Here is a 6,757-nt window from a genome sequence, read left to right as displayed (position 1 = left end):
GACACAGCCGCCCACCGCCTGCTGGTGGGCGGAGCCACGCTAGTCGGCGCGTCTTCCTCCGCGGAGTACGGCACCACCGCCTATACTGAGCCCGTCGGCATGCCCCAGCCCATCAACCCGTTGAACTCCGCGATGATGGTCGGCGGTTCCTCCGGCGGGGCCGCCACGGCCGTCGCCCGAGGGCTGGTCAACATCGCCCACGCCACCGACGGCGGCGGTTCCATCCGCATCCCCGCGGCGTGCTGCGGGCTCGCCGCGTTGAAACCTGCCCACAACCACCGTTTTGGCTCTTTTACGCCGGTCGCACAGGGTTTTATCGCCTCCGACCTGCCCACCACCGCCCGCGCCTACGGCCTGCCCGCGCCGGATAAGGACACACTGCACCTGGAGCCCGCTCACCCGCCACAGCCTCTGCGCATCGGCTATACCAACCAGCCCTTCCACACTCGCAGCGTTGTCTCCCCGGAGATCGCCGCCGCCACCGCCGCAGCCACAGCTCTGGCCACCACGCATCCGCGCGTCGAGTCCGTAACCCAGGCGCCCGCGCCCTATCCCCCGGCCACCTTTCAACTCTTCCGCGACCTCATCGCCGCCCGCTGTGCGGATCTGCCGGGCACACTGTCGCCCATTACTACCTGGCTGCGCGAAGAAGGCCGGCAGGTGCCGAAATGGCGGCGTCAACAGTTAGAAAAACAGATAGTCGGGCTAGACCCACAGCGGGCGTGGCCACACTTCGACGTGATCGCCACCCCAACCCTCGCCTGCGCACCGCCGCCCCCCGGGGCATTTTCGCAGCTCACACCCGCCGATAACTTCTGGGCGCAGACCGCCTGGACCCCGTGGGGCACCCTGTGGAACCTGACGGGATGGGCGGCCGTCACACTGCCGCTCGTCGCCCCCGAGCGCGTGCCTGGCCGCTGGCCGATCGCCCTGATGCTGGGTGCGGTCGGCAATCGCACGAGCGCCGCGACGCTGCTTTCCCTCGCTGCCTTTATTATGGACGCCGCCTCGCGCCTGCCCGCCGAAAGCCTCAGCGTTGCGGTGCCGGGCGATATCGAGACCCTGGATTTCCGCGCCAAGCCCGACAACAGCCACAGCCATGAGCATGAGCACTAGTACCCGCGATCGCACGGCACTGCGATGGGAACTGCTGCTTGTCCTGGGCATCACCTTCGGCACCTCGGGGCTGCGCGCCATCGCCCGGCTGGTAGAAGCAACCGTCAGCCCAGAGGCGCTCAACGATCAAAAAACCACCCTCAACCAGGCGCAGTCGACGCTGCCCTGGCTGGATCCGATACTGCAGCTGCTCTCCAGTGGCGTGCTCTTCGCCTGGGGCGGGCTGGCGATATTCCTGCTGCTACGGCACCTGCCCATCCCGGCGCTGGTGCGCAGCTGGCGGATGCGAGGCCGGGACTGGCTGCACGGGGCGGGGCTGGCCGCGATCATCGGGCTGCCGGGGCTGGCGTTTTATCTCGGCGCGGTGCACCTGGGGCTATCAAAGCAAGTCGTACCCACGGGGCTGGATGAATCCTGGTGGCGGTTTCCGCTGCTGATAGTGAACTCCTGGGCCAATGGATTCGCCGAGGAGCTGGTGGTCGTGGCTTGGCTCAGCACGCGCCTCCGACAGCTGCGCATCAGCTGGGCGTGGGTGTTCGCCGCCAGCGCGCTGCTGCGGGGCAGCTACCACCTTTACCAGGGGTATTCCGCCGGGCTGGGCAACATCATCATGGGTGTCATCTACCTCTGGTACTTCAAGCGAACCGGGCGGATCTGGCCCCTCGTCATCGGCCACGGGCTGATCGATACCGTCGCATTCGTCGGCTACGCTGTGCTGTTTTAGTGCGCTGCCGGACTCTGCGAGCGCTGCTGTACCACTGCATTGACGCCAGCACTGTCCCCGGAACCCGTTATTATTGTCCCCATGAATTCTCGCGATAATTTCGGCTCCCGCCGCCCCGCCAGCAATTCCGGCGGCACGGATGGCACCGGAGGCATGGAGATCGCCCGGGATCGTCACGGCAAGCCCATCCTGGATCGCTACGGGCGGCCGGTACGTAAGGGCGTCATCCCTCCGAGCAACAAGGAGGGCCACACGCGCCCCACGGGCAACGAACCCACCAGGCGCAACCAGCCCCAGCGCCGCGAGATCCCGAATCAGCCCGAAGGGCCGCGCTACCGCCGAGCCGAGCCGCTCCCGCCGCGCGATGCCACCCTCAATGCCGACCGGGGCTACCAGCCACAGCCGGGCCAACAGGGTCAACCTTTCGGCGATCCGCAGTTCGGCGGCTACCCAGACGACCGCTCCGGCAGGGGCCGTGCTGGCAGGGGCGAACCCCCGCGCTCCACTCGGCGCCCCCGCGGGCGAGCTACCCAGCGACCACGGAAGCGCAAGCGCTTCGGCTTCTTCAAAGCGCTAGGTCTGTTGCTGGCCATCGTGCTGGCATTCAGCATCGGCGCCGCCGTGTGGATCGATACGAAACTCCAGCGCATCGATGCCCTGCAGGATTACGACGGCCGTCTGGGAAGCACCTCCGGCACCAACTGGCTCCTGGTTGGTTCGGATTCCCGTGCCGGGCTAAGCGAGGAAGACGCTGACCGTCTGATGGCCGGGGAGCTGGATGAATCGGTGGGGCGCACAGACACGATCATGGTGGTGCACATTCCCCGCTTCGGCGGAGACGCGACCATGCTCTCCCTGCCGCGCGATAGCTGGGTGGACATCCCCGGCTACGGGCAAAACAAGCTCAACCAGGCGTTTTCCCTCGGCGGTCCGGCGCTGCTGCAGCAGACCGTGGAGCAGGCGACGGGCATCCACCTGGACCACTACGCAGAGATCGGCTTCGGCGGATTCGCCAATGTTGTCGACGCGGTCGGCGGCGTGGAGATGTGCCTGGACGAGCCGCTGGATGACCCAATGGCGGGCATCAAACTGCAGGCCGGCTGCCAGGAACTCGATGGCCCGACCGCGCTGGGGTACGTGCGCTCCCGCTACACCTCGGCGCAGGGAGACCTGGATCGCGTGGAGCGCCAGCGCAAGTTCCTGGCCGCGCTGTCCAACAAGATCAAGTCCCCCGGCACTCTGCTGAATCCGTTCAAGAACTTGAAGGTCGCGGATGCCCTCAGCGCGAACATGAAGGTCAACGAGGGCGACCACGTGTGGAACCTCGCCTCACTGGGCCTGGCCATGGCCGGCGGCGCGAAGCAGGAAACCGTGCCGATCGCTGGCTACGAAAACACTTACGCCGGCAACGTCGCACTGTGGGACGATGCCGGCGCAGAGGAGATGTTCGCGGAGCTGCGTTAACCAGCTGCTAGCCAGCCAGACTAGTCAGCCGCTAACCAGCCGCTACTAGCGGATGGTTACCTCGCGGGACTGGATGGTCTGCTTGGCCTTCTGCTCGTCGGCAGTCAGCGGAGCATCCTTGGCCAGGGCTTCTGCGATCTTCGGATCCAGTGCCTCCAGGCCTTCCTTCCAGGAAGCGGACTCGCGGCTACGGTCCAGGTCCCACACCGGAACCAGGATGCCGTGGGTGCGGAACACACCGGCGAACTTGGAGCCCTCGCCCAGGTGCAGTTCACCAGCGGCGTGCAGGCGTGCCAGAGCGTTCAGCAGCTCCTCCTCGCCCTCCTGGCGAACCCAGCGGATGTGCGCCTTGTCGGACGGATCAATCCACCATGCGGCGCCCTTGATGTCCGCCTCCACGCGCTCAGACGGCAGCACGGACTCGTTGGCGCGCTGCAGGGTGGCGGCGATCTGCGGGTTGTTGCGGTTTTCCTCGGTCAGCCACCAGGCGAAGTCCTGGGCGACGGTGATCTCCGAGGCAGCGTCCTTGTTCAGGATGTCCGCCAGGGCGGGCTCGGTGCCGTCGGCCACGCCGACCTCCAGGGACTGGCCCGGCTCGGCCTGCTTTACCCAGTTCAGGGCGAATGCCAGGTCGCGGTTCGGGTTGTCACCACGACGCTGAGTCTGCAGTGCAACAAAAGCCTCACCGCCGTCTTCCTCTGAGCGGCGCAGTGCTGCGACCGCACCCGGGAGGACGGTAACGATGGAGATCTTGTGCTCCGCGTCCTTCACGTCGGCAACGAAGTGCGCCGAGGGGACGAATTCCTGCAGGGCGATCAGGTCGGCCTCCATGGCGAAACCATCGAAGGGGCGCGGGTCCTTCTGCAGCTTCGCGCGTTCCGCGGCGCGGGCAGCGAGCTTCGCCTGGCGGCGGCTCATGCCCTCGGGCAGGTTCTCTTGATTCTTTTTCTTCTTAGCCACGGTCGTTAATTGTACCTGGCTGCACCAAGGAAAATGCAGCAGCACTGGTTTCTCTAGCTGCTCCCAGCTTGTCTGGGGCCAAGTTGTCTGGAGCCAGCTTGTCCAACCCCAGCTCACTGTCGCGCCACATCCGCGCCCGCCCGGGGTAGTTCGTCGCCAGCCAGGTCACGCCCTGCCGCGCGGCCCACCGCACTTCGTCCTCCTTGTCGGCGGTCCACACGTAGGTTCCATCGCCGAAGCGGCCGATGATGTCGGGGCGAATCCGACCACGCGCGACCGACAGGCCGTGGGCGTCCACCACCTGCAGCGCCTCAAGCCCCGGGTTGAGCATGCGCTGGTACTCGCGCCGCAACAGAATGCGGTGAACCGCCGGGTTGATCATCTTGAAGCGCACCAGCGATTGCGGGCTGAAGCTGATCAGGTGCACGTGCGCGCTCTCCGCCAGGTGCGCCCGCTGCAGTTCATAGTGCAGGGCGTGCTCGACCTTGGGTCCGTAGCGGTTCGGGTGCTTGGTCTCGATAAAGATGTCTTTCTTTAGTGACGCCCCCTCTCCAGCGCCAGCCGTCTCCGCTCTCTGGCTATGCTCCTGCCCGGCGTCGATACGCGAGGAATTCACGTCGTTAAAGAAGGTCAGCAGCTCGCGCAGAGTAAGCACCTGCGCGGGCTCCTCGGGAGTGCCGACGTTCAGCTCCCGCAGCTGCGCCAACGTCATCTCGCTGACCACGCCGTTTGATTTCGCGGGCTTGTCCACCGCCACCCGGTCTACGGTGCGGTCGTGCAGGCAGACGAGCTCCCCGTCGCGGGTCAGGCGGATGTCGCATTCGAAGCCGTCCGCTCCCCTTTGCTCGGCCAGTTCATAGGCTGCCAGGGTGTGTTCTGGGCGTTCCTTGGAGGCTCCGCGGTGGGCGACAATTTTCATACCCTCTATTTTTAGTGCGCCGGCCTGCAACCGGCATCCGCTCACGCCCGACAGCCTCCAAGTTTCACTTGTTGTTTACTTAAATCAGCCCCGCTTAGAACAGCCCAGCTCAAATTAGTCCGGCTTCGCCCATCACCTTGCGCAACACGTTCGCGGAGTGGTCGAACCTCTCCTTTTCTTCGGCGTCCAGCTGCAGCTCCACGGCATGGCGCACGCCCTGGCGGTTAATCACCGCGGGAGTGCCGATGTAGATGTCCTCGAATCCGTACTCGCCCTGCAGCAGAGTGGAGATCGGCAGCACAACATCCTGGTTGCTGAACACCGCCTGGGTGATGCGCGCCAGCCCCATGCCGATGCCGAAGCTGGTGGAGCCCTTGGCCTGGATGATCTCGTAGGCCGCGTCGCGGGTCTTCACGAAGATCTCGTCGACGTCCTCGTCGGCGGATTCGCCGATCAACTCCAGCCGGTGGTGGATGGAAGTGCCTGCCACCGAACCGGCGGATAGCACCGGCAGCTCGGTATCCCCGTGCTCGCCGATCACGTAGGCGTGCACGGAAGTCGGCGCGAGGTCGAAGTAGCGGCCCAGCGCGTAGCGGAAGCGCGCGGTATCCAGGATCGTGCCGGAGCCGATCACGCGGCTGGAGTCCATGCCGGAGAACTTCCACGTCGCGTAGCTCAGGATGTCCACCGGGTTGCTGGCAACCAGGAAGATGCCGTTGAAGCCGTGTTCCATCACGTCGCCGACGATCGTCTTGAAGATTGCGGTGTTCTTGGCAACGAGGTCCAGTCGAGTCTCCCCCGGCTTCTGCGCCGCGCCCGCGCAGATGCAGACCATCGCGGCATCGCGGCAGTCCTCGTAGGTGCCGACCGTCACGCGGGTATTGTGATGCGACCACGGCACTGCGTGGTTGAGGTCCTGCACGTGGCCCCAGGTCTTACGCTCGTCCAGGTCGATGATGGCCAGGTGGTCGGTCAAACCCTGGTTGACCAGGGTGTATGCGTAGGCGATGCCGACGTCGCCCGCGCCGATGAGAACGATCTTGGAGCCGGGGGTCGGTGGTGCGGTGGTGGTGTCATTGTGCGGTTGTGGAGCAGTCACTGTGGCCTTCTTCCTTCTGGTTGCCCTGTAGGTGCCTTCGTTCTTTATTGACGCCCACGGCCAGCATAGCGCTCGGCCCAGACACGCTCACCACAAGAGTTTCTGAGCATTGAACTTTTGAAACGTGGCGTCAATAAATAAAAAGTTACTGATAGAAAACCTTGCAGGAACCATATTTTCGCGCCACACTTGTTGTCATAAGCACTTCCGACGTGTGAAAGGAACTTTAGAAACTATGGCTAAGTACGAACTTCCCGAGCTGGACTACGCATACGACGCTCTGGAGCCCCACATCTCCGGCGAGATCATGGAGCTGCACCACACCAAGCACCACCAGAACTACGTTAACGGCGCTAACGCTGCCCTCGAGAAGCTGGAGGCTGCCCGCAAGGATGGCTCCATCGCTGGCGTAGTTACCGCTCTGTCCAAGGACCTGGCTTTCAACCTGGGTGGCCACACCAACCACTCCCTGTTC

7 protein-coding genes are annotated in these 6,757 nt (G+C 64.8%); 4 read left to right on the top strand and 3 right to left on the bottom strand.

The window, feature by feature from the left end; all coding sequences use genetic code 11:
* The 3 genes from Q0331_RS06770 to Q0331_RS06760 all read left to right on the top strand — a co-directional run.
* Window positions 1-1,116, top strand: a 1,116-nt coding sequence (locus Q0331_RS06770) for an amidase family protein (protein WP_298075658.1), incomplete at its 5' end; no start/stop codon positions are given.
* Window positions 1,106-1,840, top strand: coding sequence for a CPBP family intramembrane glutamic endopeptidase (locus Q0331_RS06765; RefSeq protein ID WP_298075660.1), 735 nt, complete (start codon window positions 1,106-1,108; stop codon window positions 1,838-1,840). The genes Q0331_RS06770 and Q0331_RS06765, both read left to right, overlap by 11 nt.
* A gap of 153 nt (window positions 1,841-1,993) precedes the next feature.
* The gene (locus tag Q0331_RS06760; protein ID WP_298075659.1) at window positions 1,994-3,304 is read left to right on the top strand and encodes an LCP family protein; all 1,311 of its coding nucleotides are present in this window, start codon (window positions 1,994-1,996) and stop codon (window positions 3,302-3,304) included.
* 45 nt (window positions 3,305-3,349) lie between these two features.
* Here Q0331_RS06760 and Q0331_RS06755 read toward each other — a convergent pair whose 3' ends face one another.
* From Q0331_RS06755 to Q0331_RS06745, 3 genes are all read right to left on the bottom strand, one after another.
* Complete coding sequence (locus Q0331_RS06755; protein ID WP_049049290.1) at window positions 3,350-4,264, bottom strand: DUF5926 family protein; 915 nt, start codon at window positions 4,262-4,264, stop codon at window positions 3,350-3,352.
* The gene (locus tag Q0331_RS06750; protein ID WP_298075657.1) at window positions 4,257-5,183 is read right to left on the bottom strand and encodes a glycerophosphodiester phosphodiesterase family protein; all 927 of its coding nucleotides are present in this window, start codon (window positions 5,181-5,183) and stop codon (window positions 4,257-4,259) included. Before Q0331_RS06750 ends, Q0331_RS06755 begins: the two co-directional genes overlap by 8 nt.
* A gap of 109 nt (window positions 5,184-5,292) precedes the next feature.
* Window positions 5,293-6,282: an L-lactate dehydrogenase gene (locus Q0331_RS06745; RefSeq protein WP_298075656.1), complete on the bottom strand. Its 990-nt coding sequence runs from the start codon at window positions 6,280-6,282 to the stop codon at window positions 5,293-5,295.
* 235 nt (window positions 6,283-6,517) lie between these two features.
* Between Q0331_RS06745 and Q0331_RS06740 the strand changes: the two genes are divergently transcribed.
* Window positions 6,518-6,757: superoxide dismutase (locus tag Q0331_RS06740; RefSeq protein ID WP_367274968.1), on the top strand; the 240-nt coding region annotated here is incomplete at its 3' end.

The sequence above is a fragment of the uncultured Corynebacterium sp. genome, assembly GCF_937999985.1.
Lineage (GTDB): Bacteria > Actinomycetota > Actinomycetes > Mycobacteriales > Mycobacteriaceae > Corynebacterium.
The sequence above is the reverse complement of the archived record's forward strand: the minus strand, read 5'-3'. Positions and strand labels throughout refer to the sequence as shown.